Origin of the sequence: Microbacterium paraoxydans (genome assembly GCF_019056515.1) — a bacterium.
Classification (GTDB): Bacteria; Actinomycetota; Actinomycetes; order Actinomycetales; family Microbacteriaceae; genus Microbacterium.
This window is the reverse complement of record NZ_CP064873.1, coordinates 3,258,485-3,283,543: the sequence shown is the minus strand read 5'-3', so window position 1 is coordinate 3,283,543 and position 25,059 is coordinate 3,258,485. Positions and strand designations below refer to the sequence as shown.

Genomic DNA, 25,059 nt, shown 5'->3' with positions numbered 1-25,059 from the left:
CCGTCCGTGCGACGCGCGACACAGGCGTTCGCGCGGGAACAGGCTGCTAGGGGTGGGAGAGCCTGAACTCGCGCGCTTGCCTGTTCTCGCGGGGAGAGGGGGAGGGAGAGGGAGGGGGTCAGGCGGTGAGGCGCTGTTCCGCGAGGCGGGGGACGGCCCGTTCCCTGGCAGCCTTCCGGGCGGTGGCGATGGCCCCGGCCGACACGACCTCCGCGCCGAGGGTGGAGGCGAGGATCTCGGGTGCGGGCAGGTGCAGCTCGTCGGGGAGGATGCGGCGGGCGGCGGCCAGCACGGGTTCGATGCTCTCCGCCACGGCGCCGCAGATGATCACGCGCGCGGGGTCGTACATGCTGCCGAGCACGCCGACGACGCGGGCGAGGGTCGCGCCCACGCGCTCGGCGACGTGGAGGGCGTCGGGGTCTCCGGAGGCGGCGAGCGTCAGCACCAGTCGGGGGTCGACCGGCCCGTCCGCCACGAGCCGGCCGAGGGCTCCATCGGCGGGGGCCTCGCCCTCCGCGACGGCGGCCCGGGCCTGCTCCTCCAGCGCGTACCGCAACCCGACCGCCGAGCCGACGCCGATGATGTGGTCGAACACCACGCCCTCGCCGACGCCGCCGTGGGCGCCGTGCAGCACATGCCCGTCGACGACGACGCCGCCGCCGAAGCGCTCGCTGGCGAGCAGGGCCACATAGTCGCGGCAGCCGACGGCGACCCCGAGCGTCCCCTCGGCGATCGCGGCCAGCTGGGCGTCGTTCTTGACCTCGACCACCGGGGCCCAGTCGCGCAGAGCCTCCGCGAGGCCGGGGTTCGTGCGCTCCCAGAAGCCGTCGGGGTGCGGGGGTGAGATGCCGTCGCGGTTCACGGGGGCGGCGACGCCGGCGCACACCGCGAGCACGCGCTCCGGGGGCACCCCGGCCTCGTCGCGCGCGGCGGCGAGATGCCGCAGGATCGTCGCCCGGCGGTCGTCGACGCTCTGCGCGGGGTCGACCTCCACGCGATGATGCACGAGCGTGCGGTCGAGCAGATCCGCGACGGTGACCGCGAGGTGGGTGTCCCCGGCGTCGATGCCCATCACCACACCGAGATCCGCCGCGAGGGCGAAGCGGCGCGCGGGGCGTCCGGAGCGGTAGTCGCCGATGGCGCGAGCGTTCGGAAGCTCGCGCAGCACCTCGGCGGTGACGAGCGTGTCGATGGCGTCGATGGCTGTGGAGCGGGTGAGCGAGGTGCCGGCCATCGCCTCGGTGGCGGTGAACTCGCCGGCCGTCCAGGCGAAGTCGAGCACCGCGCTCACACTCGCGCGGCCGGTGCCGAGTCCTGTCGAGACCTCTGCCACTCCCCTTGACCTTTCTGTCGCCCAGATGAGACAGTACCTCTAGACGGACTAAATTCGCTCACTAGATTTACTCCGCGGATCTACGAAAGGACGACGGTGTCTGCCACACGATCACGGGCGGTGCGCTGGGCCGCCGGAGCGCTCGGTCTCGTGCTGACCGGCACGGCGCTCACGAGCTGCGCCGTCGGCGGGGGAGCGGAGACCATCCGCTTCACGTTCAGCAAGCGCGAGGCCATCCCGTTCATGACGGAGCTCGTCGCGGAGTACAACGCGTCGCAGGACGACGTGCGGGTGGAGATCGACACGTCCGGCGTCGACGTCGTCTCCGCGAGCTTCGTCCGGGGCAATCCGCCCGACATCATGCTCGCCAACTACAACTACGAGGTCGCCCGGTTCGTGCAGCGCTGCGCGCTCACCGATCTCTCCGACACCGAGGCCGCCGCCGGGATCCGCGAGGACCTGCAGCCGCTCATGGACCAGTACGGCTCCTGCGCGGGCCGCACCAGCGCCCTGCCCTACTCGGTCATGGCCGCCTCGGTCATCTACAACAAGCAGATCTTCGCGGAGCAGGGCCTGGAGGTGCCGCAGACCTGGGACGAGCTCCTCGCCGTCAGCGACAGCCTCCGTGAGGCCGGGATCGATCCGTTCTACGCCACCTTCAAGGACGACTGGACGGTCGGACAGGGGTGGTACGACTACGCCGTCGGCGGCTCGCTCGACGTGCTGGCGTTCTTCGACGCGCTCGCCGCCGAGGGCACCGATGTCGGGCCGGACTCGGAGGTCTCCTTCGAGAAGGACTTCGCGGAGCCGATGGACAGGATGATGGTGCTCGCGAACGAATACACGAACGAGGACGCCGCGAGCCGGGCGTACGGAGACGGGAACCTCGCCTTCGCGAAGGGCGAGGCCGCGATGTACCTGCAGGGGCCGTGGGCGTTCAGCGAGATCGCCAAGACCGACCCCGACCTCGACCTCGGCACCTTCCCGCTGCCCATGACCGACGACCCGGACGACCTCGCGGTCCGCGTGAACATGGACCTCGCGGTCATGATCCCCGAGGAGTCCCGGCACCAGGAGGCCGCACGCGACTTCCTGGAGTACCTCTACCTTCCCGAGAACATCGAGGAGTACAACGCCTCGCAGCTGGGGTTCACCCCGACGACCGACGCGGCGCCGCCGGACGACCCGCGCATCGAGGGCATGATCGCGTACTACGACGAGGGCCGGATCTACCAGGGCCCCTCGGTGCTCGTCCCGAAGACCCTGCCGATCTTCAACTACGCGCAGGCCATGGTCCTCGGCGCCGCCCCGTCGTCCATCCTCCGGACCATGGACGCCGACTGGGCCCGCATCGCCTTCCGCGCCCCCATCCCGAGCTCCGAGGATTCCGCATCGGGCGAGACAGAGGAGTCCGCGCCATGAGCACGACCACGACCACCGGCGTCGACGCCGGGACGAGCACCACCGCGATCCTCACCGGCGGGCCGCGGAAGATCCGCCGCCACACGCGCCGCGTCGAGCCGATCTACTACCTGTTCCTCCTGCCGACCCTCGTGATCTTCACGCTCGCGATCACCGTCCCCGGTGTCATCGGCATCTTCTTCAGCTTCACCGACTCCATCGGCATCGGCGAGTGGAGCTTCAACGGGCTGACGAACTACATCGCGCTGTTCAGCGACCCGGCGATCCTGCAGAGCTACCTCTTCACCTTCGGGTTCTCGATCGCGACCGTGATCGTCGTCAACGTCATCGCGTTCCTGCTGGCGGTCGGCCTCACCTCCCGCATCCGGTTCAAGACGGGGCTGCGGACGATCTTCGTGATCCCGATGGTGATCTCGGGCATCATCATCGCCTACGTCTTCAACTTCCTGTTCTCGAACTCGATCCCCGCGGCGGGCGCGGCCACCGGCATCCCGTGGCTGGAGACGAGCCTGCTCGCCAACCCCGATCTCGCCTGGGTCGCGATCGTGATCGTCACCGCCTGGCAGGCGGTCCCCGGTACCCTCCTCATCTACATCGCCGGACTCCTGTCGGTGCCGGGCGAGGTGTACGAGGCGGCGAGCATCGACGGCGCCAGCCGCACGCAGCAGCTGACCCGCATCACGATCCCCCTCGTCGCCGGGTACGTCGTCATCAACGTGATCCTCGGCTTCAAGGGCTTCCTCAACGCCTACGACATCATCGTCGGCCTCACCAACGGCGGCCCGGGCACCGCCACCCGCAGCGTCGCGATGACGATCATCGCGGGCTTCAACGGCGGCGACTACGCCTACCAGATGGCCAACGCCACGATCTTCTTCATCGTGGCCGTGCTCATCTCCGTCCTCCAGCTCTCGCTGACCCGCGGAAGGAACACGTTCTGATGTCGACGGAGACCCTCACCACCATCCCCGCGGACGGACGCCGGAAGCGGCAGAAGATGGAGCGCGTCAACTGGTCGGGCACCATCATCCTGATCCTGTGCACGGCGACCATCCTCATCCCGCTGTACGTGACGATCTCGATGGCGTTCAAGACCACCGGCCAGGCGGTCGACGGCAATGCGTTCTCGCTGCCGGCGCCGTTCAGCCTCGACGGCTTCGTGCAGGCGTGGACGCTCACGAAGTTCCCGGTGGGCGCCGCGATCTCGCTGCTCGTCACTGCCGGCACGGTCATCGCGACGATCGTGCTCGCGGCCTTCGCGTCGTACGCGATCGTGCGCAATTGGGACCGCCGGCTGTTCCGCTACTCGTTCTTCTACCTGCTCGCGGCGATGTTCATCCCGTTCCCCGTCGTGGCCCTTCCGCAGATCCAGCTCACCGGACGCGTCGGCCTCGACAACCCGTTCGGCGTGATCATCCTCGCCACGATGTTCCAGCTCAGCTTCAGCGTGCTGCTGTTCACGGCGTTCCTGCGCTCGATCCCGATCGAACTGGAGGAGAGCGCGCGGATCGACGGCGCCACGACCTGGCAGACGTTCTGGCGGCTCATCTTCCCGCTGCTCGCGCCGATGAGCGCCACGGTCGGCATCTTCGCCTTCCTCTACGCCTGGAACGACTTCATGATGCCGTCCTTGATCATCTCCGACCCGGCGCTGCAGACGCTCCCGGTGCGGCAGAACCTCTTCCAGAACCAGTTCAGCAACAACTACAACGTCGCCTTCGCCTCGTACCTGATGGCCATGGCTCCCGCGATCGTCGCCTATCTCTTCACTCAGCGCTGGGTGATGGAGGGCGTCACGCAGGGTGCCGTCAAGGGCTGACCCGACCCCCGCATGAAGACCAAGGAGAGCCTCTTCCTCATGACCGATTCGCTGCTCACCGCGACCCGCGAAGACGACAAGACCGCGACCTGGTGGCGCCAGGCCGCCGTGTACCAGATCTATCCGCGGAGCTTCGCGGACGCCGACGGCGACGGCCTCGGCGACATCCCCGGCATCGTGTCGCGCGCCGACTACCTCGCCGAGCTCGGCATCGACGCGGTGTGGCTGAGCCCGTTCTACCCGTCGGAACTCGCCGACGGCGGCTACGACGTGGCGGACTACCGGAACGTCGACCCCCGTCTCGGCACCCTCGACGACTTCGACGCCATGGTGGAGGCGCTGCACGCGCGGGGCATCCGCGTCGTCGTCGACATCGTCCCCAACCACACCTCCGACCAGCACGCCTGGTTCCAGGAGGCACTCGCCGCCGGCCGCGGCTCGGCCGCCAGGGAGCGCTACATCTTCCGTGAGGGCACCGGCCCCGACGGCGCGGAGCCGCCCACCGACTGGGTCTCGGTCTTCGGCGGCAGCGCCTGGGAGCGCGTCGCGGACGGCCAGTGGTACCTGCACAACTTCGCGGTCGAGCAGCCCGACCTGAACTGGGACCACCTGGAGGTGCGCGAGGACTTCCTCACGACGCTCCGGTTCTGGTCGGACCGCGGCGTGGACGGCTTCCGCATCGATGTGGCCCACATGCTGACGAAGGACCTCACCGAGCCGCTGCCGTCCCGCGCCGAGCTCGACGCGATGGACCGCACCTCCGGCACGCATCCGATGATCGACCGCGACGACGTGCACGAGATCTACGCCCAGTGGCGCGCGGTCTTCAACGAGTACGACCCGCCGCGCACCGCGGTCGCCGAGGCGTGGGTGGAGACCCCGGAGCGCCGCGCGAAGTACGCCTCCGCGGAGGGGCTCGGGCAGGCGTTCAACTTCGACCTGCTCGTCGCCGACTTCGACGCCGCCGATTTCCAGCGCATCATCGCCGACAACCTCGCCCAGGCGCAGGCTGCGGGCTCGTCGACCACCTGGGTGCTCTCGAACCACGACGTGACGCGGCACGCCACCCGCTACGGCCTGCCGCCGCTGCGCGGCCGCGCGGTCAAGCAGGGCACCGAGTGGGTGCGCGCCGGCGGCCCGGAGGAGGGCCTCGACCGTGAGGGCGGCCTGCGCCGGGCGCACGCCGCGACGCTGCTGCTGCTCGGCCTGCCCGGCAGCGCCTACCTCTATCAGGGGGAGGAGCTGGGTCTGCACGAGGTCGCGGAGATCGCGCCCGACCAGCGTCAGGACCCCGGGTTCTTCCGCGGCGCGGACTTCGACGGCCTGGGCCGCGACGGCTGCCGCGTGCCTCTGCCGTGGACGGCGTCCGGCAGCTCGTACGGCTTCGGGGCCGCCGGCGCGCACCTGCCGCAGCCCGCCTGGTTCGCGGAGCATGCGGTGGAGGTGGAGGACGCCGACCCCGGTTCGACCCTCAACCTGTACCGCGAGGCGCTGCGGCTGCGACGACTGCTGCAGACCGGGGAGACGCTCGAGTGGGTCGACACGGGTCGGGAGGACGTGCTGCGATTCCGCCGCCCGAACGGGTGGGAGGTCGTGACGAACTTCGGCACCGTGCCGTTCGAGCTGGGCGCTGCGGCCGACGACGCCGTGCTGTCGACCGTCGCGTTGGACGGGTCTGAGCTGCCGGGCGAGGCCACGGTGTGGGTCGCCCCGGGTGCGCTCGCGCGCTGAGGCGGCACCGCCGGGCGAGGGCCGGTTTGATAATGGTTCTCATTAGCGTTTAGAGTGGGACCCATGAAGAAGCCCGCCCTCGCCCTCACGCTCGCCTCGGTCGCCGCCCTCTCCCTGGCCGGATGCTCGTCGACCTCCGGCGCCGCGGAAGACGACGGCGCGGTGACGGTCGTCGCCAGCACCAACGTCTACGGCGACATCGCCGCGCAGGTCGGTGGAGACCGGGTCGACGTCACCTCGATCATCGACTCGGTCACCCAGGACCCGCACTCCTATGAGGCGAGCGCTCGCGACCGCCTCACGCTGCAGAAGGCCGACCTCGTGGTGGAGAACGGCGGCGGCTACGACGCGTTCGTCGACAGCCTCCTGCAGGATGCGCAGGACCCGCACGTCGTCACCGCGGTGGAGTTCTCGCACGACTACCCGGGCAACGAGGGCCACGACGATCACGCCGACGACGAGGCCGCGACCGAGGAGGCGCACGATCACGAGCACGCCGAGGGCGAAGACGAGCACGCCGGCCACGACCACATCGAGGGCTTCAACGAGCACGTGTGGTTCGACCCGCACACGATGATCCACGTCGTCGAGGCGATCGCCGACGAGCTCACCGAGATCGACCCCGACGGCGCCGACACGTTCCGCACGAACGCGGACGAGCTCGTCGCGGAGCTGGAGGGCTTCGAGGGCGACCTCGAGGCGATCAAGGCGGACGCCGCCGGTGCGACGGTGTTCATGACCGAGCCGTTGCCCGGATACCTGGCCACGGCCGCCGGGCTCACCGACGTCACCCCCGAGGGCTTCGCGGAGTCGGTGGAGGAGGGCAGCGATGTCGCGCCCGCCGTGCTGCTCGAGGCGCTGCAGGTCGTCGGGTCCGGCGATGTGACCGCCGTGCTCACCAACGCCCAGACCGGCGGCGCGGAGACGGAGCGCGTGGAGAAGGCCGCGGAGGACGCCGGGGTGCCCGTGGTCGCGTTCACGGAGCTGCTCGAGGACGGATCGTCGTACTCTGAGTGGATGAGTGACGCGATCCAGAGCCTCGCCGCCGCCGTCCAGTCGTGAGCGGAGCCCGTTCACAGGCTCAGCGACCCGCGAGGGAGACCGGTCCGGTCCTCGAGATCGCCGACGGCGCCCTGCAGCGGGGCGACCGCGAGCTCTGGTCGGGGCTCGACCTCGCGGTGCAGCCCGGCGAGTTCATCGCGGTTCTCGGTCCGTCGGGCTCCGGGAAGACGACGCTCCTGCGCAGCATCCTGGGACTCCAGCCCCTGTCCCGCGGCAGCATCCGCGTGGCCGGCGAGCCCGTGCACCGCGGCAACGCCCGCATCGGGTACATCCCGCAGCAGCGTGCGCTCGCGCCCGACACGAGCATGCGGGCCCGTGACCTCGTCGCCCTCGGCGTGCAGGGCAGCCGCTTCGGCTTCCCGGTCCCGCACCGCGGCGACCGGGCGAAGGTCGACGCGCTGCTGGCCGCAGTCGGGGCGACCTCCTACGCGGACCGCCGCGTGGGCCTGCTCTCCGGCGGGGAGCAGCAGCGCCTCCGGGTCGGACAGGCGCTGGCCGACGAGCCCGCGCTGCTGCTCTGCGACGAGCCGCTGTCGAACCTCGACCTCGCCAACCAGGTCGCCGTCACCGACATCATCGACCGCCAGCGTCGGGAGCGCGGGGCCGCCGTGCTCTTCGTCACGCACGACGTCAACCCGATCCTGAACCGCGTCGACCGCATCCTCTACATCGCCGGGGGCCGGTTCCTCCTCGGGACCCCGGAGGAGGTGCTGCAGACCCGCGTGCTGACGGATCTCTACGGCACCCCGGTGTTCGTGCTCCGGGCCGGCGACCGCCTCGTCGTGGTCGGCGTCCCCGATGCGGAGCCGCACCACGACCACGACCACGAGCACGGGGGCGCCGCATGACCGCCGCGTCCGCCCTCGTCCCGATGGTCGGCTGGGACGACATCTTCTCCTTCCAGGACTACGGCGAGCTCGTCGCCCTGCTCTCGAACTCGATCATCGCGGGTGCCGTGCTCGGCCTCGTCGGCGGCCTCATCGGGGTCTTCGTCATGCAGCGCGATCTCGCCTTCGCGGTGCACGGGGTGAGCGAGCTCTCCTTCGCGGGAGCGGCGGCGGCGCTGCTGTTCGGCGGCAGCGTCGTGCTCGGCTCCCTCGGCGGAGCCCTCGTGGCGGCGATCCTCATCGGGGTCCTCGGCGCCAAGGCCAGGGACCGCAACTCGATCGTGGGCGTGCTCATGCCGTTCGGGCTCGGTCTCGGCATCCTGTTCCTGTCGCTGTACGACGGCCGGAGCGCCAACCGGTTCAGCCTCCTGACGGGGCAGATCGTGTCGGTCTCGAGCCCCGACCTCGGTTGGCTCATCGGCATCAGCCTCGTGGTGCTGCTCGGCCTGCTCGTGATGTGGAATCCGCTGCGCTTCGACTCGCTCGACCCGGAGTCGGCGGCCGCCCGCGGGGTGCCCACCCGCACCGTGAGTCTGCTGTTCATGGTGCTGCTGGGGCTCATCGTCGCGGTGAGCGTGCACATCATCGGCGCGCTGCTGGTGATGGCGCTGCTGGTGACACCGGCGGCCGCCGCCATGCGGATCACGGCGGGCCCTGTCGCGGTGCCGGTGCTGGCGGCTGTGTTCGGGTTCGTGTCGGCCGTCGGCGGGATCCTCCTCGCGCTCGCCGGAACCCTCCCGGTGAGCCCCTACATCACGACCCTGTCCTTCATGATCTACGTCGTGTGCTGGATCGTGCAGCGCGTCCGGTCCCGGGTCACCCGCGTCTGACCCCGTTCACATCGCGCACCTGGCTCCATTTCGGCCGGAGATGCCGCCAATCGGGCGATTCGAAGCGGGGAAGGCCGCTCCCAGCCCTCGCCAACTGTCCCGGCCTAGAATCGATGGCATGGCTCAGCGGAACACCTGGCAGCGCGAACGTGTGCGCGAAGCGCTCGCCGACGCGCGCGGTTTCGTGAGCGCGCAGAGCCTCCACGCGACGCTCCGCGACGACAACACCGGGATCGGCCTGGCCACCGTCTACCGCGCTCTCGCCGGGCTCGCGGCCGCCGGCGACGCCGACTCGCTGCAGAGCCCCGAGGGAGAGGCGCTCTACCGGGCGTGCACCACCCAGGGCCACCACCACCACCTCATCTGCCGATCCTGCGGCCTCACGGTCGAGATCGAGGCGAAGGACGTGGAGCAGTGGGCGCACCGCACCGCCGCCCTGCACGGCTTCACCGAGGCCGCCCACGTCGTCGACATCTTCGGGCTCTGCACCCCCTGCGCCAACAAGCGCGACGCGGAGAGGGCTGCGACAGCGTGACCGCCCCGGCACGAACGGCCACCCGTCCGGGCCACACGCACCGTCGAGCGCCCTCGCCGCGCTCGACGTGGATCGCCGTCGGCATCGGCGTCGTGATCATCGCTGCCCTGTTCCTCGTCGACGCCTTCCTCCCCACCCTCTTCCCCGCCTCGCTGCCCACCCGAGCGCAGGACGGCCTGACGCTCGCCCTCAGTGTGCTCATCGAGGCGCTGCCGTTCGTCGTGCTCGGCGTGCTCCTGTCGATCGTCGTGCAGGTCTGGCTCCCGGCAGACGTCATCCACCGCTGGCTCCCGCGCCGCGCCTGGGCCCGTCGCGCGGTGCTCTCCCTGCTCGGCATGCTCATCCCGGTCTGCGAGTGCGGCAACGTCCCGTTCGCCCGCGGGCTCATGATGCGCGGCCTCGCCCCCGCGGAGGCGCTGACCTTCCTCATCGCGGCGCCGATCGTCAATCCGATCGTGATCCTCACGACGCACGCCGCCTTCGGGTGGGACGGCGGCATCCTCGTCGCCCGCCTCGTCGGCGGCTACCTCATCGCGAACCTGATCGGCTGGATCTACAGCCGCCACCCCTCGCCGGAGTCGCTGCTCACCCAGCGCTTCGTCGATACGTGCGAGCGCGTCACGCACGAACCGGGAACCCCCGTGCGCCGCAGCCTCACGCAGTTCCTCGTGGAGCTGCGGGCCGTGATGCCGGCGCTCGTGATCGGCTCCGCGCTCGCCGGGGCCGTCCAGGTGCTCATCCCGCGCGACGTCCTGCTCACGATCGGCGCCAACCCCGTGCTGTCGATCGTCGCGATGATGCTGCTCGCGATCGTCGTGGCGATCTGCTCCAACGTCGACGCCTTCTTCGCGCTGTCGTTCGCGTCGACCTTCTCCTCGGGTGCGCTCGTGGCGTTCCTCCTGGTCGGCCCGCTCGTCGACATCAAGATGCTCGCGCTGATGCGCACGACCTTCACCACCCGCACGCTCGTGGGCATCACCGCTGTCGTGCTGGCATCGGCCTTCGCGATCGGGATCGGGGTGAACGTCCTTGCCTGAGCTCTCCGCCCGCTCCCGCGCCCTCGCCACCCGGTGGCTGGGGATCGGCCTGGCATCCGTCGTCGCGGTCGTCACCCTCGGCCTCGCGGTGACCGACCGTCTCAGCCTCTACATCAGCCCGGAGTCGGTGTGGTTCGCGTGCGCGGCCGCCGTCGTGACGCTCGCCGGGGCGATCTGGTCGTGCGCGCTGCCGCTGGGGGCCGAGGAGGACCACGGACACGACCACGGTCCCGCGGCCTCGCGCTCCGCCGAGCCGGCGGCGTCCGCGGACGACGAAGCCGACCGCCCGTCCGGGCTGTCGCGCCGGCGTCTCGCCGGTGTCGGTGCGCTGGCCGGCGGCGTGGTCGCGACCGGGGTCGTCGTCTCCGCGCTCGTCCTCCCGCCCGCCTCGCTCTCGGTGGAGCTCGCGATGTCCCGCGCCGGCGAGGAGACCGCGCTGTTCGCCGGGGCCGACACCGTCGCCCTCGGGGTCGCGGACACCTCGACCTTCGGTGTGGGCGACTGGGCGAGCGTCTTCGCCGCCGCGACGAACACCGCGGCCTACGACGGGGCCGACGTCACGCTGCAGGGCTTCGTCACGCCCGGTGAGGGAGACGGCGTCAACCTCACGCGCCTCGTCATCACGCACTGCGTCATCGACGCCCAGACCGCCGCCTTGCCGGTGAGTGTCGACGCCGACGCTTACAAGACCGGACAATGGGTCGAGATCACGGGGAAGGTCCGCGCCGACGACGACGGTTCCCTGCACATCGAGCCGACCGATGTGGTGGCGATCGACGAGCCGAAGGACCCGTATGAGTACTGACGACGAGCGGCCGGAGCCGCCCGCCGTCCCGCGGACCCGCGCCGAGCTGCGCGCCGCCCGGGAAGCGGAGGAGCGCGCCGCGGAGGAGCAGACGGCGGCCGAGCGCGCCGCCGTCGAGCAGGCCGAGGCGGAGCAGGTCGCGGAGGAGCGTGCGGCCGTGGAGCGCATGGCGGCGGAGGTCGCGGCCGAGCAGGCAGCCGTCGACCGGGAAGCCGCCGAGTGTGAAGCCGCGGAGCGTGCTGCGGCCGAGCATGCTGCGGCCGAGCGTGCCGCGGAGCGCGAAGCCGCCGAGCAGGCGGCAGAGGAGTCGGCCGCTGGCATCCCCGCGATCCCGCAGGCACCCGAACCGGTGTTCACCCCCGCGGGCCCGGCGTCCACCTCCCGAGCAGACGGTGCCCCGGACGACGCGGGGGAGCCGGGCTGGACGCCCACGACCGACCTCCCCGCCGACGACGAGGCGCCGCGGAGCGCCCCGTGGTCCCGCCGCCGGTTCCTCGTCACGATCGGCGCCGTCGTCGGAGTGCTCGTACTCGTCGGCACGGGGCTCGGAATCGTGAGCCTCCTCCAGGGCCCGCGGGTCACCGACGTGCAGGTCGACGCCGCGCAGGCCATCGAATCGTCCGGAAGCCGCGTCATCCTCACCGCGAACCAGCCCCTCTCCGCCATCGACCCCGAGCAGGTCACCGTCGAGCCCTCCGTGCCTTTCACGGTCGATGCCGCCGGCCGCGGGGTGGGCGTGCGTTTCACCGTGCCCCTCGACGACGACACGACCTACACGGTCACCGTCGCCGGGGTGACCGGCGCCGGGGGCGGCCCCGCCGCGGACCTCACGACGTCCTTCGAGACCCCGCCGTCGTCGATCTTCCTGCTGCGCCGCGACCCCGACGGCGACGACATCATCTTCCGCACCGATCTGAGCGGGGAGAACGCGCAGCCGGTGTTCTCCCACCCGCGCATCGACGACTTCCGGGCCACGTCCACGCAGCTTGTGGCCGCCGTCGAGGACGACGACCAGTCGCGGCTGCTCGTGATGGACAGGGACGGCTCCGATCAGCGCGAACTCCCGCTGCCCGGCGAGGGGTACGTGGGCGCGATCCAGGTGTCCGAGCGCGGCAACCTCGTCGGCTACAGCTACTCCGATCGCGAGCTCAGCGACACCGAGGGGCGCGCGAGCGTGCTCGTCACCCAGTCGCTGAGCGGCGACGACGAGCCCCGCATCATCGAGGTCGGCGACGAGGAGGTGAGCGTCTTCGTGTGGCAGTTCGTGCCCGACAGCGCCGCCGTGCTGTTCATCGACTTCGACGGGGCGCTCTCGCTCGTCGATCAGTCCGCCGACACCGGCGTGCAGTCCCTCGGGCTCGCGACGACCATCCAGGGCATCTCCCGCGGCACGTACACCGCCATCGTCGAGCGGTTGGACGGGTCGGTCGTCGAGCTCGACCTCACGGACGGCTCCGAGGAGCCGCTGGCCCCCTCCGAGCCGGACTACGGCAGCGCCACCTCCATCACCCCGTTCCCCGGGGGGACCCTGCGACACGTCGTCGCCCGGGACGAGGGCGGTCTCCCGGTGGGCCAGGCCGTGATCCGCGTCGACGACTCCGGTGCGGCCACCCCGCTCGTGGAGGTGAGTGCCGCCGATTCGATCCTCCAGGCCTGCGCGTCGCCGAGCGGCCAGTACGCCGCCGTCGTGATCGCCCCCGACATGGCCGACAACGCCTATGACGGGATGCTGCTGCCCCTCCCCGAAGAGCTCGAGACGCACCTGATCGACATGAAGTCCGGGGATGAGCTCGTGGCGCTGACCGGCTTCGACGCGTCCTGGTGCCAGACGGCGCCGCGGTTCTGACGTGACGGAGCCGGAGGCCCTGCGCCGCGCCACCCGTGAGGACGTGATGCGTTCCGCCGTGGACGTCGCGCCGACGCTGCTCGGCGCGGAGTTGCGGACCGTCGTCATCGAGGACGGCCTCCCGGTCGAGGTGCGCGTGCGCATCACCGAGGTCGAGGCGTATCACGGGCAGGGCACGGGGGCGGTCGCCGACCCCGGGTCGCACGCCCGCATGGGGCGCACGGCTCGGAACGCCACGATGTGGGGCGAGCCCGGGCATCTGTACGTGTACCTGAGTCACGGCATCCACTCCTGCGTCAACGTGGCCTGTGGTCCCGAGGGGCAGGGTGACGGCGTCCTGCTGCGTGCCGGGGAGATCGTGTCCGGCGTGCAGGCGGCGGCCCGACGACGACGAGCGGTCCCGCCGCTCGGCCGCACCGCCCTCCGGGACCTCGCGCGCGGACCAGGGCGGCTCGGACAGGCCGCGGGGCTGCGGCACTCCCTGCACGACGGCATCGACGCCATCACCGGCGACGAGCAGAACGGCGCCAGGGCGGAGCTGTGGCTCGGCCCTCCCGTGGTCGACGTGGCTCAGGGTCCGCGGGTGGGCGTGGCGGGTGTCGCCGGGACGGACGCGTTCCCCTGGCGCTTCTGGATCCCCGGCGACCCCACGGTCTCCCCGTTCCGCTGGGGGCGGGGTGCCGCCGACGCTTCGAATCGCGCGAATGGCGGCTTTTCGGCCTGAGATGGGGCCATTCAGGCGATTCGAACGGCCGACCGAGGCCGTGCTAGACTGACTCTTCGTCTGCGCACGCTCCTGTGCGCAGTTCGTGTGCTCCCCCTTCTTCCGCCGAGAGATCGGCATGCGGGGCGGCGTGCAGACAAGGGATCTTGGGTGAGGCCGTCCGGTCTCACGGTAATGAAGGAGTCATCATCATGGCAGCAGTGTGCCAGGTGACCGGAGCTGTTCCCGGCTTCGGTCACAACGTCTCGCACTCGCACCGCCGGACGAAGCGTCGCTTCGACCCGAACGTGCAGAAGAAGACCTATTTCGTGCCCTCGCTCGGTCGTAAGATCACGCTCAACGTGTCCGCCAAGGGCATCAAGGTGATCGACGCGCGCGGCATCGAGAACGTCGTCAAGGACCTCCAGGCGAAGGGTGTGAAGCTCTAATGGCCAAGAAGGCTCAGGACGTCCGTCCGATCATCAAGCTGCGTTCGACGGCAGGTACGGGTTACACGTACGTGACCAAGAAGAACCGCCGCAACACCCCCGACCGCCTCGTGCTCAAGAAGTACGACCCGGTCATCCGTCAGCACGTCGAATTCCGAGAGGAGCGTTGATCCATGGCTAAGAAGAGCAAGATCGCGCGCAACGAGCAGCGCAAGGTCATCGTCGAGCGCTACGCCGAGCGTCGTGCCGAGCTGAAGAAGACCCTGGTCGACCCGAACGCCACCGACGAGGCCCGCGAGGCCGCCCGCGTCGGCCTGCAGAAGCTGCCGCGCAACGCGTCGCCGGCTCGCGTGCGTTCGCGCGACGTCATCGACGGCCGCCCCCGTGGTGTCCTCACGAAGTTCGGCATCTCGCGTGTCCGCTTCCGTGACATGGCTCACCGTGGCGAGCTGCCCGGCGTGACCAAGTCGAGCTGGTAAGCACCAGCGAAGAAAGGGCGAGGATCTCGGATCCTCGCCCTTTTTGCATGCCCGGCGGCGCAGGCGATCGCGCGGGATCAGGCGCGTACGCGGGGGAGCGCCTGTTGTCGCGCGGGGGCCTGAACCGGCCAGAGGGCGACCGAAAACCTGTGACGCGAGTGGCCAATGTGACGCGACACGCCGGGAAATCGGTCGAAACCCGCGAAATGACGCGGAAATCCGGGTGGCCGTTGGTACATTCGAGGCGGTCACACGACCAACGGGGAGCACCCGCTCCTCGCACCCACACACGATGCGACGGTCCTTCGTCGCTGGAGGATGACATGGCTGACAAGTCCATCACCAAGACCGAGCTCGTCGCGAGCATCGCTTCCGCCACCGGCCAGAGCCAGGCCACCGTCTCCGGTGTCCTCGACTCGCTGTTCGCCACGGTCTCCGACGCTGTCGCCAAGGGCAGCAAGGTCTCCATCCCGGGCTGGATCTCGTTCGAGCAGGTCGACACGGCCGCCCGCACGGGCCGCAACCCGCAGACCGGCGCCGAGATCAAGATCCCGGCCGGCAAGCGCGTCAAGGTGACCGCCGGTTCCAAGCTCAAGGCTGCCGTCAAGTAAGACCGCACCCTTTCGAAGGCCGCCCCCGCTCCGGGGGCGGCCTTCGTGCATCCTCCCTGCTGCGCGCGCCTAGGCTGGAGGGGTGAGTTCCCGCACCGAGACGCCGCGCTCGACGTCGGCGTACCGTCTCGCCGGCCTCGTCATCCTCCTCGCCGCCGCCGGCGTCGCCCTCGTCTGGGCGCTGCTCGTCGGGGGAGGGGCGAACCCGCCGCTGCTGCAGGACCCCGGACCCGTGGTGCTGTGGGGCACACCGCTCGCGAAGCTCGTCATGAACCTCGCCGGTGCGCTCATGCTCGGATCGCTCGTGCTGGCCCTGTTCGGACTGCGAGCGGGAGAGCGCACGTTCGACACGGCCCTCAACATCGCCTCGGTCGGCGCCGCCGTCTTCACCGTCTCCGCGGGTCTCGCCGGCTTCTTCTCCTTCATGGCGGCCTTCAACCCGCAGCTCAGCATCGAGCGCGAGTTCGGCTCGCAGCTCGGGCGCTTCCTGCTGGAGCTCCCGCTGGGGCAGTCGTGGTTGATCACGACCATCCTCGGTGCGGTCATCACGGTGCTCGCGTTCGCCTGGCGCACCTGGACGCCCACGCTGCTCACCGCCCTGCTGGCCGCGGTGTCGTTCCTGCCGCTCGCCACGCAGGGACACGCCGGCGACCTCGACGGACACAACATGGCCGTCAACTCCATCCTCCTGCACACGATCGGCGCGGCGGTGTGGCTGGGCGGACTGCTCCTCCTCGTGCTCCTCCGCGGGCAGCAGGGCCTCGATCTGCGCACGCTCGTCGGCCGGTACTCCTCCCTCGCGATCGCGGCCTTCGCGGTCGTCGCCGTCTCCGGCTTCACCCGCTCCATCGTCGCCGTCGGGAGCTGGGAGGCCGTGTGGACCACCCCCTACGGACTCATCGTCGTCGTCAAGGCCGCTCTGCTCGTCGGGATGGGGCTGCTCGGCGCCTGGTACCGCACGCGTCTGATCCCGAAGCTGAGCGGGGACCGCGCGTCCCGGTGGTTCTGGGCGCTCGTCCTCGGTGAGGTGGCGCTGATGGGACTCGCCTCCGGCGCCGCGGCCGCGCTCGCGCGCACGCCCCCGCCCACCGGCGAGGTCGCGGCGTTCGCGCAGACCCCGGCGCAGATCCTCACCGGATCGCTGCTGCCGCCCGAGCTCACCCTGGAGCGCTGGTTCACGGCGTGGGACATCGACGTGCTGTGGCTCGTCGCGGCGGGTTTCGGACTCTTCCTCTATCTCGCGGGCGTGCGCCGGCTCCGGCTCCGCGGCGACCGCTGGCCGATCCACCGCACCGTCTTCTGGGTGCTCGGCCTGCTGCTGCTGGTGTGGGTCACGGGTGGCCCCATCAACGCCTACCAGGAGTACCTCTTCAGCGTGCACATGCTCGGGCACATGATGCTCTCGATGGCGATCCCGCTGCTGCTGGTCTCCGGGGCGCCGATCACCCTCGCCCTGCGCGCCATCCACAAGCGCGACGACGGCACGCGCGGCGGCAGGGAGTGGATCATGTGGGCCGTGCACTCGCCGTTCGCGCGGGTCGTCACGCACCCCATCGTGGCGGCGGCGATCTTCATCCTGTCGCTCTGGGCGTTCTACTTCACCGACCTCGTGCGCTGGTCGATGTACGAGCACCTCGGGCACGAGTGGATGGTCATCCACTTCCTGATCTCGGGCTACCTGTTCGTGATGAGCCTGATCGGCGCCGACCCCGTGCCGTACCGCCTGCCGTACCCCGGCCGGCTCATCACGCTCATCGCGGTGATGGCGATGCACGCGTTCTTCGGCATGGCGATCATGATGCAGGAAGGGCTGATGGTCGCGGACTGGTTCGGCGCGATGGGCCGCGACTGGGGTGCCGACCCGATGACCGACCAGTACGTGGGCGGCGGCATCGCGTGGTCGATCGGGGAGATCCCCACGCTCATCCTGGCCATCACGGTCGCGATCCAGTGGAGCCGGAGCGACACCAAGCTCCAGCGCCGTCGCGATCGGCACGCCGACCGCACGGGCGACGCCGAGCTGGAGGAGTACAACGCCCGGCTGGCCGATCTCGCGGCCCGCGACCAGCGCGCCGCGGAGCGTCAGCGCCGCTGACGCGACGGCTTCACTGCCCGAGGTCGTCCGGCGATCCGACGCGGATCGAGGCGGAGCCGTCGGGGAGGATCGCGATCGATCCGTTCACGCGGAACGGCACGTCTTCGGAGACCGGCTCGACGGAGCCGTCGAACAGCGACTGGATCTCGACCTCGACGTGCGCCACGGCGGTCGTGGGCGGGATCTGCCAGTGGCCGTCGTCGGAGGGCGCGACCATGATCTCGGGCTGCTGGGCGATCGACCACTTCGGGGGCGACGCGATCCGGTTCTCGACGCGGAGCCCGAACGGGCAGGCCGTGGGCTGGAGCACCTCCTGCGTGGTGCAGCCGGTGAGGAACTCCTCGACGCGCTCCTGGACGACCTCGACGAACTCCTCCGTCGGCTCCGACTGCACGTCCAACGGGGTCACGGCGAGCGGCTTGTCGGCGAGGACGCCGTGGCCGGACGACTCCGAGATCGCGGTGTCCACGGTGACGGAGTAGACGCCGGGGGTGAAGACCAGCAGGGGCAGCGGCTCGAGCGGAGCGGCGGCGGCGCCGGCGGCGGAGACCTGGCGACGGTCGACCTCGAAGCCGTTCACGGCGAAGCTGTCGGAGCCGCGCACGGTGAGCTCGACCACCGCCAGGGGGCTCGTCGTGAAGCGCCAGTTCGGGGTGACCCCCGCCCAGCCGTCCTGCGTGACGTGGAAGGTGGTCGTCCCGGAATGGCCACCCGCCCGGTAGCTGACCGTGACAGCGGTGTCGTCGCCGGAGGTCTCCTCCGACTCGACCTCGATGTCGGTGAGCGGGCCGAGGGCGGAGCGGCGCAGCATCGCCTCGGATGCGGCGGGGTCGATCCCGGCCTCGTCGAGGGTCTCCCGATCGATCGCGACGCCGGGGACCCGGAGGGCGTCGGCCGCGCGCCCCTCGGCGAGCAGATCGAGATAGCGGACCACGAAGGCCGACGGACCGTAGAACTGCCGGTAGAGGGTCGCACCCCCGGCACCGATCGCGGCCAGCAGGAGGACGCCGATGAGCCCGAGGATCGCCAGATCGGCGCCCAGGCGCGACCGCCGGGGCGCGCGCGTCCCGGCCCGCTCCATGCCGGTCAGTCTAGGAGGGCGTCCTGAGGGGACGCCGAGCGTCGGCGAGCCCCCACCGGACGGGGCACGTACCATGGGGGAGCGTCCCGTGTCCGCCCCGCCAGCCCTGTGAGAACCGTGTCCCTTCCCGCCCTGTCCGAGGAGCAGCAGGAGTTGTTCCGGCTCATCGAGGACACCAGGGAGCACGTCTTCATCACGGGACGCGCGGGCACCGGCAAGTCCACGCTGCTGCAGCATTTCGCCTGGAACACGAAGAAGCAGATCGCGATCTGCGCCCCCACCGGCGTCGCGGCCCTGAACGTCGAGGGGCAGACGATCCACTCTCTCTTCCGGCTGCCGATCGGGCTGATCGGGGACGGGGACGTCGACCAGAACGATGCGACCCGCCGCATCCTCAACGCGATCGAGACCCTCGTCATCGACGAGATCTCCATGGTCAACGCCGACCTCATGGACGCCATCGACCGCTCCCTCCGGCAGGCCAGGGGCCGACGGGGCGAGCCCTTCGGCGGCGTGCAGATCGTCATGTTCGGCGACCCGTACCAGCTCGCCCCCGTCCCCCCGCGCGGGGACGAGGCCCGGTACGTGAAGGATCACTACCGGTCGTTCTGGTTCTTCGACGCGAAGGTGTGGGCGGGCCCTTCGACAGGCTCAGGGACCCAGGGGGCGCTGTTCGAGGTGGACACCCGGGCGGAGCTGCACGTGCGGGAGCTCGTGCAGATCCACCGCCAGTCGGACGACGGCTTCAAGTCCATGCTCAACGCGGTCCGCTACGGCCGGGTGACGGCGGAGATCGCCGGGATCCTCAACGCCCAGGGCGCGCGCACCCCTCCGGACCCCGAGCCGGGCGAGGTGCCGATGATCACCCTCGCCACCCGCAACGACATCGTGAACAGCATCAACAGCCGGCATCTGGCCGCGCTCCCCGGCAAGGAGCAGACCGCACGGGCGGAGGTCAGCGGCGACTTCGGACGCGGAGAGGCCTCCCTCCCCGCCGAGTCCGAGCTCAAGCTCAAGGTGGGGGCGCAGGTGATGTTCCTGCGCAACGACACCGCGATGACCGGAGAGCCGCCGCGCTGGGTCAACGGCACCATCGGGACGGTGACCCGCATCCTCGGCGGGACCGTGCGCGTGGAGATCGACGGCGAGGAGGTCGACGTCGAGCCGGCCGTCTGGGAGCGGTTCCGGTACGCCTACGACCCGAACACGAAGAAGCTCTCCCGGGACGTCGTGGCCGAGTTCACCCAGTTCCCGTTGCGCCTGGCCTGGGCCGTGACGATCCACAAGTCGCAGGGCAAGACCTACGACCGGGCCGTGATCGACCTGGGCTCCGGGGCGTTCGCGCCGGGGCAGACCTACGTCGCCCTCAGCCGTCTCACGTCGCTGGACGGCCTCTACCTCTCCCGACCCCTGCGGCCGAGCGACATCCGCGTGGACGAGGACGTGCGGCGGTTCATGCGCGATGCGTGGCTCGCCGCCTCGACGCCCGAGCTGCCGCGGACCTGACGGCGACCGCCGGGTCAGGCGGCGGCGCGGGCGCGGTCGAGGTCTTCGAACAGCTCGGTGTTGAAGCGGTACGCGAGGAGCACCTCGTCGATGACGCGCTCGCGCTCGGCCTCGTCCCACGGAGCGGCGTCGAGCTGCTCGCGATACACGTCCTTGAAGGCGGAGGGGTCGGCGATGTCGTCGAAGAGGTAGAAGCCGATGCCGTTCGTCTCGAAGCCGAAGCGCCGCGCCATCACCCGGCCGATGAAGATGCCGCCGGAGAGGTCGCCGAGGTAGCGGGTGTAGTGGTGGGCGACGAAACCGCCCGCCCACGTCGCGCCGACCTGACGGATGCGCTCGACGTAGCGCTGCGTGGTGGGCAGCGGGGCGATCCGCTCGCGCCACTCTGGTCCGAGGAGGAAGGCGAGGTCGGCCTCGAGCGCGGGGAGGCGCGTGAGCTTGTCGCTCAGGAACACCGACGCCACCGGGTCCTGGCGCATCCGCTCGCCGGCGCCCTCGAGCGCGTCGTAGATGAAGTAGTGCTGCGCGACGAGCGCGATGTAGTCCTCGCGCGACCCCTCGCCCTTGAGGAGATCGGACATGAAGCCCGCCGTCTCGCTGCGGGAATGCGAACCGGAGGAGCGCTCCCGGAGGGCGGCGGAGAAGGAGAGGATCTCGGGCATGGCTTCAGTGTAAGGGCAGCCTAACCTCGGAGGGAAGCCCGGGGCGCCGCCGGCGGTCAGTCGTGAGGTCGGGGCTCCACGCCGAGGCGGGCGCAGGCGTCGTCGTACAGCGCCACGATCTCCCGGCGGACCTCCCGGCGCTCGGTGATGGGACCGCCCGGCCACGGCACCCGGAGCTCCGACGTCGCGCCGCCACGCGAGACCTCCCACCGTCCGGCCTCCCCGTCGAAGCCCGTCATCACGGCGCCGTCGACGTCGTCCACGGGCGGTGCGGAGAAGGCGCGGGCGATGAGCAGGTTGTCGTCGGTGTGGTCGTCGTTCATGTGGCGGAGGACGGCGGCGATCACGTCGGCAGCGAAGTCATGGGGCACAGGGACACCCTACGACGGCTCGCGGGGCCGACTTTCAGCATCCGCGCTCTAGACTCAGGAGACACGTCTTCGGGGGTTCCCACACATGCAGCTTCTCTCGTCGCGCCGGTGGCGCGCCGCAGCGGCCACGGCGGCCGTCCTCGGTCTCGTCCTCACCGGATGCTCCTCTGAGGAGACCTTCAGCTATACGCCGCCCGAGCAGGTCGACGCGACCCTGCCCGACGAGACCGTCGCCGCGCTCCAGGGCGCCGTCGACAACGCGATCGCGGCCTCCGGTGCAAGCGGCGCGATCGTCGGCGTCTGGGTGCCGTGGAGCGGGACCTGGGTCGCCGCCACGGGCACGCAGAGCAAGGCGGACGGCGGCGAGCTCTCCACCGACATGTCGTTCCGCATCGCCGACGTGACCCGCCTGATGACCTGCGACGTGCTCTACGCGCTCGCCGACGAGGGCACGGTCGAGCTGGACGCGAAGGTGCCGGAGTACGTCTCCGGCGTCGCCGACATGGACGACATCACCCTGCTCGACCTCTGCAACGGGACCAGTGGAGCCGGCTCCTCGGAGAAGACGGTCAAGGCGGCGTGGAAGAACACCCCCGACCGTGTGTGGGCGCCGCTCGAGCTCGCCGGGTACGGCCTCGGTCGCACCCGCGTGGCTCCGCACACGACGTTCCGCGACTCCGACGCCGGGTACCTCCTGCTCGGGCTCGCCCTCGAGCGCGCGTCCGGGATGAGCGCGCGTGAGCTCATCGCGGAGTACGTCACCGAGCCGCTCGAGCTGGCCGAGACGTCGCTTCCGCCCGCGGCCGCCGCGCCGCCCTCGGACGGCCCCGTGCTCGAGGGGCACTACATGAACAAGGGCGAGGGCGGGTACGACTGCGCCGCCCCCGTCGACATCACCACGCTGTCGTCGAGCACCGGCTTCACCGACTCCGGGGCCGTGTCGACCATCACCGATCTCGGTCGCTACATCCAGGCCGAGGCCACGCAGGCCCTGCGCACGAAGGACGATCCCGACCGGTTCGCCACTCCGCTGCCCGTGGCCGAGGACGCGCCGACCTGGTACCAGGCGACCGGGGGAGCGTACATCGCCGGGTCGATGATCGGTCAGCACGGGTGGACGCCCGGGTACGCGACCGCGGCCTACTCCGATCCGACCACGGGGTTCACGGTCGCGGTCGTGCTGAACGACTCCACCGCCGGAGCGGTGTTCGCTCAGCAGCTCTCGTGGGAGCTCGCGGCGATCGCCTCCAAGGCGCCGGCCGCGTCCGGGGAGACGGCACCCGAGTTCGGTCTCCCCTTCACCGCGGAGCAGTACCACGCGGCGACGGCGGAGGCGGCTCTTCCCTGCATTCCGCCGGCGGAGTGATCCCGGCCCGAGCGAGCGAGGTCCGGATGGCGATCGTCGACAACGCGATCTACGTGGACGGAGTGCGCGCCGAGAACCCGCGCAGCTTGAACGAGACGTTCGAGCGGATCCGTGAACGGCGGGGGATGGGGTGGATCGGCCTCTACCGCCCGAGCGCGGAGGAGGTCCGGGCCGTCGCCGACGAGTTCGGCATCCACGAGCTCGTGGTCGAGGACGCCCTGTCCGGCCATCAGCGCGCCAAGCTGGAGCGGTACGGCGACGTGCTGTTCATGGTGCTGCGGCCCGCGCGCTACCTCGACGAGCGCGAGGAGGTCGAGTTCGGCGAGGTGCACGTGCTGGTCGGGCCGGACTTCGTCGTGACGATCCGTCATGCGGAGTCGCCCGACCTCGGCCGCGTGCGGCGGCGGCTCGAGGCCGACCCGGCGCTGCTCGCCCACGGTCCCGAGGCGGTGCTCTACGCGATCCTCGACGAGGTGGTCGACGAGTACTCCCCGGTCCTGGCCGGTCTCGAGAACGACATCGACGAGATCGAGGGTCAGCTCTTCGAGGAGGACGCCGACGCGACCCAGCGGATCTACGACCTCGGCCGCGAGGTGATCGACTTCCAGCGGGCGACCCAGCCGCTGGCCGGCATGCTGGAGGCGCTGCTGCGCGGCTCCGAGAAGTACCGCGTGAGCGAGGAGCTCCAACGGTACCTGCGCGACGTGCTCGACCACACCCTGCGCGTGAGCGACAAGGCGGCCACCTTCCGCTCCGTGCTCGACAACGCCCTCACGGTCGAGTCGACCATCGTCGCGCGGCGCCAGAACGACGAGATGCGCCGGATGACGGAGCTGAGCATCCGCCAGAACGACGAGGTGAAGAAGATCTCCGGCTGGGCCGCGATCCTCTTCGCCCCGACGCTCGTCGGCACGGTCTACGGCATGAACTTCGACCACATGCCCGAGCTGCACTGGGTGTTCGGGTACCCCATGGCGGTGCTGCTCATGGTCGCGATGGGGGTCGGGCTCTACGCGGCCTTCAAACGCAAGGGCTGGCTGTAAGCCGGTCCGCAGCGGGATCCGGGTCGCGGCCGTCGCGACGGGCGATGAGGTCGGGCATGGGATGATCGCACCATGGAACTCGTGGCGGGAATCGACTCCTCGACGCAGTCCTGCAAGGTCGTCATCGTCGATGCGGTCTCCGGCCGGGTGATCCGGGAGGGTCGCGCTCCCCACCCGCCGGGGACCGAGGTCGATCCCGAGGAGTGGTGGCGTGCTCTGCAGGCGGCGATCGCAGTCGCAGGCGGCTTCGACGACGTGGAGGCCTGGGCGATCAGCGGTCAGCAGCACGGAATGGTCGCGCTGGACGCACAGGGCCGGGTCGTCCGGCCTGCTCTGCTGTGGAATGACCTGCGCTCGGCCGCCGCCGCCGCCGCGCTCATCGCCGAGCACGGTGCCGCGGTTCTCGCCGCGCGTACGGGACTCGTGCCCGTGCCCTCCTTCACGCTCACCAAGGTGCGCTGGCTGCGGGAGCACGAGCCCGCGAACGCGCGCCGGGTGGCCTCGGTGGCGCTCCCGCACGACTGGCTCACGTGGCGGCTGCGCGGCTTCGGACCGGAGAGCGAGCGCGGCGCCGTGCTGGAAGAGCTCGTCACCGATCGCTCGGAGGCGTCCGGCACCGGGTACTGGACCGATGCCGGGTACGACCGCGAACTGTTCTGCGCGGCGCTCGGACAGGATGCGATCCTGCCGCGGGTGCTCGCGCACGACGCGGCCGTCGACGACGCCCGGGGGCGCCCGGTCGGTCCCGGGTCCGGGGACAACGCCGGCGCCGCGCTCGGTCTGGGCGCGGGCGTCGGCGACGTGGTGCTCTCGCTCGGCACGAGCGGCACCGTCTTCGCCACGAGTGCGCACCGCACGGTCGATCCCACCGGAACCGTGGCGGGCTTCGCGGATGCGGCCGGCGGCCATCTGCCCCTCGTCGCCACGGTGAACGCCGCCCGGGTGCTCGACGTGGTCGCGGCCCTTCTCGGCGTCGACCACGATGGGCTCGGACGACTCGCCCTCGCCGCGGAGCCCGGCGCGGGCGGACTGATGCTCGAACCGTACTTCGAGGGAGAGCGCACGCCGAACCTCCCGGATGCGACCGGGACGCTCTTCGGCATGACACTCGGGTCGACGACGCGGGAGAACCTCGCCCGCGCGGCGTTCGAAGGGGTGCTCGGCGGTCTGCGCTACGGCCTCGACGCCATCCGGGACCTCCGGGTGCCGGCGGAACGCGGGATACTCATCGGCGGCGGTGCGCGGTCGGCGGCGGTGCGGGCGATCGCGCCGCTGATCCTCGACATCCCGATCGACGCGCCGCCGCCCGGCGAGTACGTGGCGTGGGGCATGGCCCGTCAGGCGGCGCGGACGCTGGGGCGGGATCTGCCTCCGGCCGCCTGACCG

At 70.8% G+C, this 25,059-nt stretch carries 25 protein-coding genes; 21 read left to right on the top strand and 4 right to left on the bottom strand.

Annotation, left to right across the window (positions count from 1 at the left end; all coding sequences use genetic code 11):
- Positions 1–118: 118 nt before the first annotated feature.
- A complete protein-coding gene (locus IZR02_RS16065; RefSeq protein WP_025102742.1) occupies positions 119–1,333 on the bottom strand; it encodes an ROK family protein in 1,215 nt (404 codons plus the stop codon).
- A 96-nt stretch (positions 1,334–1,429) separates the two neighbouring features.
- Here IZR02_RS16065 and IZR02_RS16060 point away from each other — a divergent pair, with 96 nt between their 5' ends.
- From IZR02_RS16060 to IZR02_RS15980, 17 genes are all read left to right on the top strand, one after another.
- The gene (locus IZR02_RS16060; protein WP_025102741.1) at positions 1,430–2,755 is read left to right on the top strand and encodes an ABC transporter substrate-binding protein; all 1,326 of its coding nucleotides are present in this window, start codon (positions 1,430–1,432) and stop codon (positions 2,753–2,755) included.
- Positions 2,752–3,696, top strand: coding sequence for a carbohydrate ABC transporter permease (locus IZR02_RS16055; RefSeq protein WP_025102740.1), 945 nt, complete (start codon positions 2,752–2,754; stop codon positions 3,694–3,696). Before IZR02_RS16060 ends, IZR02_RS16055 begins: the two co-directional genes overlap by 4 nt.
- Positions 3,696–4,574 carry a carbohydrate ABC transporter permease gene (locus IZR02_RS16050; protein WP_025102739.1) on the top strand — a complete coding sequence of 293 codons (879 nt, stop codon included), beginning with the start codon at positions 3,696–3,698 and terminating at the stop codon, positions 4,572–4,574. Before IZR02_RS16055 ends, IZR02_RS16050 begins: the two co-directional genes overlap by 1 nt.
- A 39-nt stretch (positions 4,575–4,613) precedes the next feature.
- Positions 4,614–6,305 (top strand): glycoside hydrolase family 13 protein, encoded by a 1,692-nt coding sequence (locus IZR02_RS16045; RefSeq protein ID WP_025102738.1) that lies wholly within the window; start codon positions 4,614–4,616, stop codon positions 6,303–6,305.
- A 63-nt stretch (positions 6,306–6,368) separates the two neighbouring features.
- Positions 6,369–7,367 carry a metal ABC transporter substrate-binding protein gene (locus IZR02_RS16040; protein WP_025102737.1) on the top strand — a complete coding sequence of 333 codons (999 nt, stop codon included), beginning with the start codon at positions 6,369–6,371 and terminating at the stop codon, positions 7,365–7,367.
- Positions 7,364–8,215, top strand: coding sequence for a metal ABC transporter ATP-binding protein (locus IZR02_RS16035; RefSeq protein WP_025102736.1), 852 nt, complete (start codon positions 7,364–7,366; stop codon positions 8,213–8,215). The genes IZR02_RS16040 and IZR02_RS16035 overlap by 4 nt, the downstream gene beginning before the upstream one ends.
- Positions 8,212–9,084 (top strand): metal ABC transporter permease, encoded by an 873-nt coding sequence (locus IZR02_RS16030; protein ID WP_025102735.1) that lies wholly within the window; start codon positions 8,212–8,214, stop codon positions 9,082–9,084. Before IZR02_RS16035 ends, IZR02_RS16030 begins: the two co-directional genes overlap by 4 nt.
- Before the next feature lie 118 nt (positions 9,085–9,202).
- Positions 9,203–9,619, top strand: coding sequence for a Fur family transcriptional regulator (locus tag IZR02_RS16025; protein WP_025102734.1), 417 nt, complete (start codon positions 9,203–9,205; stop codon positions 9,617–9,619).
- Positions 9,616–10,656 carry a permease gene (locus IZR02_RS16020; protein ID WP_025102733.1) on the top strand — a complete coding sequence of 347 codons (1,041 nt, stop codon included), beginning with the start codon at positions 9,616–9,618 and terminating at the stop codon, positions 10,654–10,656. Before IZR02_RS16025 ends, IZR02_RS16020 begins: the two co-directional genes overlap by 4 nt.
- Positions 10,649–11,461 (top strand): TIGR03943 family putative permease subunit, encoded by an 813-nt coding sequence (locus tag IZR02_RS16015; protein ID WP_025102732.1) that lies wholly within the window; start codon positions 10,649–10,651, stop codon positions 11,459–11,461. The genes IZR02_RS16020 and IZR02_RS16015 overlap by 8 nt, the downstream gene beginning before the upstream one ends.
- A complete protein-coding gene (locus tag IZR02_RS16010) occupies positions 11,451–13,307 on the top strand; it encodes a hypothetical protein (RefSeq protein WP_025102731.1) in 1,857 nt (618 codons plus the stop codon). Before IZR02_RS16015 ends, IZR02_RS16010 begins: the two co-directional genes overlap by 11 nt.
- A 1-nt stretch (position 13,308) precedes the next feature.
- Complete coding sequence (locus IZR02_RS16005) at positions 13,309–14,031, top strand: DNA-3-methyladenine glycosylase (RefSeq protein WP_025102730.1); 723 nt, start codon at positions 13,309–13,311, stop codon at positions 14,029–14,031.
- 191 nt (positions 14,032–14,222) lie between these two features.
- Entirely contained in the window at positions 14,223–14,459 is a 237-nt protein-coding gene (gene rpmB, locus IZR02_RS16000; protein ID WP_025102729.1) for a 50S ribosomal protein L28, read from the top strand.
- Positions 14,459–14,629 (top strand): 50S ribosomal protein L33, encoded by a 171-nt coding sequence (gene rpmG / locus IZR02_RS15995; RefSeq protein WP_017203558.1) that lies wholly within the window; start codon positions 14,459–14,461, stop codon positions 14,627–14,629. Before rpmB ends, rpmG begins: the two co-directional genes overlap by 1 nt.
- 3 nt (positions 14,630–14,632) lie before the next feature.
- The gene (rpsN, locus tag IZR02_RS15990; RefSeq protein ID WP_017829734.1) at positions 14,633–14,938 is read left to right on the top strand and encodes a 30S ribosomal protein S14; all 306 of its coding nucleotides are present in this window, start codon (positions 14,633–14,635) and stop codon (positions 14,936–14,938) included.
- A gap of 323 nt (positions 14,939–15,261) precedes the next feature.
- Entirely contained in the window at positions 15,262–15,549 is a 288-nt protein-coding gene (locus IZR02_RS15985) for an HU family DNA-binding protein (RefSeq protein ID WP_017203554.1), read from the top strand.
- Positions 15,550–15,631: 82 nt separating this feature from the next.
- On the top strand, positions 15,632–17,644 hold the full coding sequence (locus IZR02_RS15980) for a cytochrome c oxidase assembly protein (protein ID WP_025102728.1): 2,013 nt from the start codon (positions 15,632–15,634) through the stop codon (positions 17,642–17,644).
- A 10-nt stretch (positions 17,645–17,654) separates the two neighbouring features.
- On the opposite strand, the gene IZR02_RS15975 is transcribed toward IZR02_RS15980, so the two are convergent.
- On the bottom strand, positions 17,655–18,725 hold the full coding sequence (locus IZR02_RS15975) for a hypothetical protein (protein WP_025102727.1): 1,071 nt from the start codon (positions 18,723–18,725) through the stop codon (positions 17,655–17,657).
- Between the two features lie 117 nt (positions 18,726–18,842).
- On the opposite strand from IZR02_RS15975, the gene IZR02_RS15970 reads away from it, so the two are divergent.
- Entirely contained in the window at positions 18,843–20,231 is a 1,389-nt protein-coding gene (locus IZR02_RS15970) for an ATP-dependent DNA helicase (protein ID WP_025102726.1), read from the top strand.
- 14 nt (positions 20,232–20,245) lie between these two features.
- Here IZR02_RS15970 and IZR02_RS15965 read toward each other — a convergent pair whose 3' ends face one another.
- Together IZR02_RS15965 and IZR02_RS15960 are read right to left on the bottom strand one after the other, a co-directional pair.
- Entirely contained in the window at positions 20,246–20,893 is a 648-nt protein-coding gene (locus IZR02_RS15965; RefSeq protein WP_025102725.1) for a heme oxygenase (biliverdin-producing), read from the bottom strand.
- A 56-nt stretch (positions 20,894–20,949) separates the two neighbouring features.
- Positions 20,950–21,264 carry a DUF2470 domain-containing protein gene (locus IZR02_RS15960; protein WP_025102724.1) on the bottom strand — a complete coding sequence of 105 codons (315 nt, stop codon included), beginning with the start codon at positions 21,262–21,264 and terminating at the stop codon, positions 20,950–20,952.
- A gap of 85 nt (positions 21,265–21,349) precedes the next feature.
- Here IZR02_RS15960 and IZR02_RS15955 point away from each other — a divergent pair, with 85 nt between their 5' ends.
- From IZR02_RS15955 to IZR02_RS15945, 3 genes are all read left to right on the top strand, one after another.
- Complete coding sequence (locus tag IZR02_RS15955; protein ID WP_025102723.1) at positions 21,350–22,630, top strand: serine hydrolase domain-containing protein; 1,281 nt, start codon at positions 21,350–21,352, stop codon at positions 22,628–22,630.
- A gap of 26 nt (positions 22,631–22,656) precedes the next feature.
- On the top strand, positions 22,657–23,673 hold the full coding sequence (corA, locus tag IZR02_RS15950) for a magnesium/cobalt transporter CorA (RefSeq protein ID WP_025102722.1): 1,017 nt from the start codon (positions 22,657–22,659) through the stop codon (positions 23,671–23,673).
- A 72-nt stretch (positions 23,674–23,745) separates the two neighbouring features.
- Entirely contained in the window at positions 23,746–25,056 is a 1,311-nt protein-coding gene (locus IZR02_RS15945) for a xylulokinase (RefSeq protein WP_025102721.1), read from the top strand.
- Positions 25,057–25,059: the final 3 nt, after the last annotated feature.

Excerpts from the sequence above, each read along its gene's own strand:
- corA (WP_025102722.1), top strand. The coding sequence starts at position 22,657 with ATGGCGATCGTCGACAACGCGATCTACGTGGACGGAGTGCGCGCCGAG.
- IZR02_RS15965 (WP_025102725.1), bottom strand. The coding sequence starts at position 20,893 with ATGCCCGAGATCCTCTCCTTCTCCGCCGCCCTCCGGGAGCGCTCCTCC.
- IZR02_RS16050 (WP_025102739.1), top strand. The coding sequence starts at position 3,696 with ATGTCGACGGAGACCCTCACCACCATCCCCGCGGACGGACGCCGGAAG.
- IZR02_RS15955 (WP_025102723.1), top strand. The coding sequence starts at position 21,350 with ATGCAGCTTCTCTCGTCGCGCCGGTGGCGCGCCGCAGCGGCCACGGCG.
- rpsN (WP_017829734.1), top strand. The coding sequence starts at position 14,633 with ATGGCTAAGAAGAGCAAGATCGCGCGCAACGAGCAGCGCAAGGTCATC.
- IZR02_RS16010 (WP_025102731.1), top strand. The coding sequence starts at position 11,451 with ATGAGTACTGACGACGAGCGGCCGGAGCCGCCCGCCGTCCCGCGGACC.
- IZR02_RS15985 (WP_017203554.1), top strand. The coding sequence starts at position 15,262 with ATGGCTGACAAGTCCATCACCAAGACCGAGCTCGTCGCGAGCATCGCT.
- IZR02_RS16055 (WP_025102740.1), top strand. The coding sequence starts at position 2,752 with ATGAGCACGACCACGACCACCGGCGTCGACGCCGGGACGAGCACCACC.
- IZR02_RS15975 (WP_025102727.1), bottom strand. The coding sequence starts at position 18,725 with ATGGAGCGGGCCGGGACGCGCGCGCCCCGGCGGTCGCGCCTGGGCGCC.
- IZR02_RS15945 (WP_025102721.1), top strand. The coding sequence starts at position 23,746 with ATGGAACTCGTGGCGGGAATCGACTCCTCGACGCAGTCCTGCAAGGTC.
- IZR02_RS16045 (WP_025102738.1), top strand. The coding sequence starts at position 4,614 with ATGACCGATTCGCTGCTCACCGCGACCCGCGAAGACGACAAGACCGCG.
- IZR02_RS16025 (WP_025102734.1), top strand. The coding sequence starts at position 9,203 with ATGGCTCAGCGGAACACCTGGCAGCGCGAACGTGTGCGCGAAGCGCTC.
- rpmG (WP_017203558.1), top strand. The coding sequence starts at position 14,459 with ATGGCCAAGAAGGCTCAGGACGTCCGTCCGATCATCAAGCTGCGTTCG.
- IZR02_RS16030 (WP_025102735.1), top strand. The coding sequence starts at position 8,212 with ATGACCGCCGCGTCCGCCCTCGTCCCGATGGTCGGCTGGGACGACATC.
- IZR02_RS16040 (WP_025102737.1), top strand. The coding sequence starts at position 6,369 with ATGAAGAAGCCCGCCCTCGCCCTCACGCTCGCCTCGGTCGCCGCCCTC.
- rpmB (WP_025102729.1), top strand. The coding sequence starts at position 14,223 with ATGGCAGCAGTGTGCCAGGTGACCGGAGCTGTTCCCGGCTTCGGTCAC.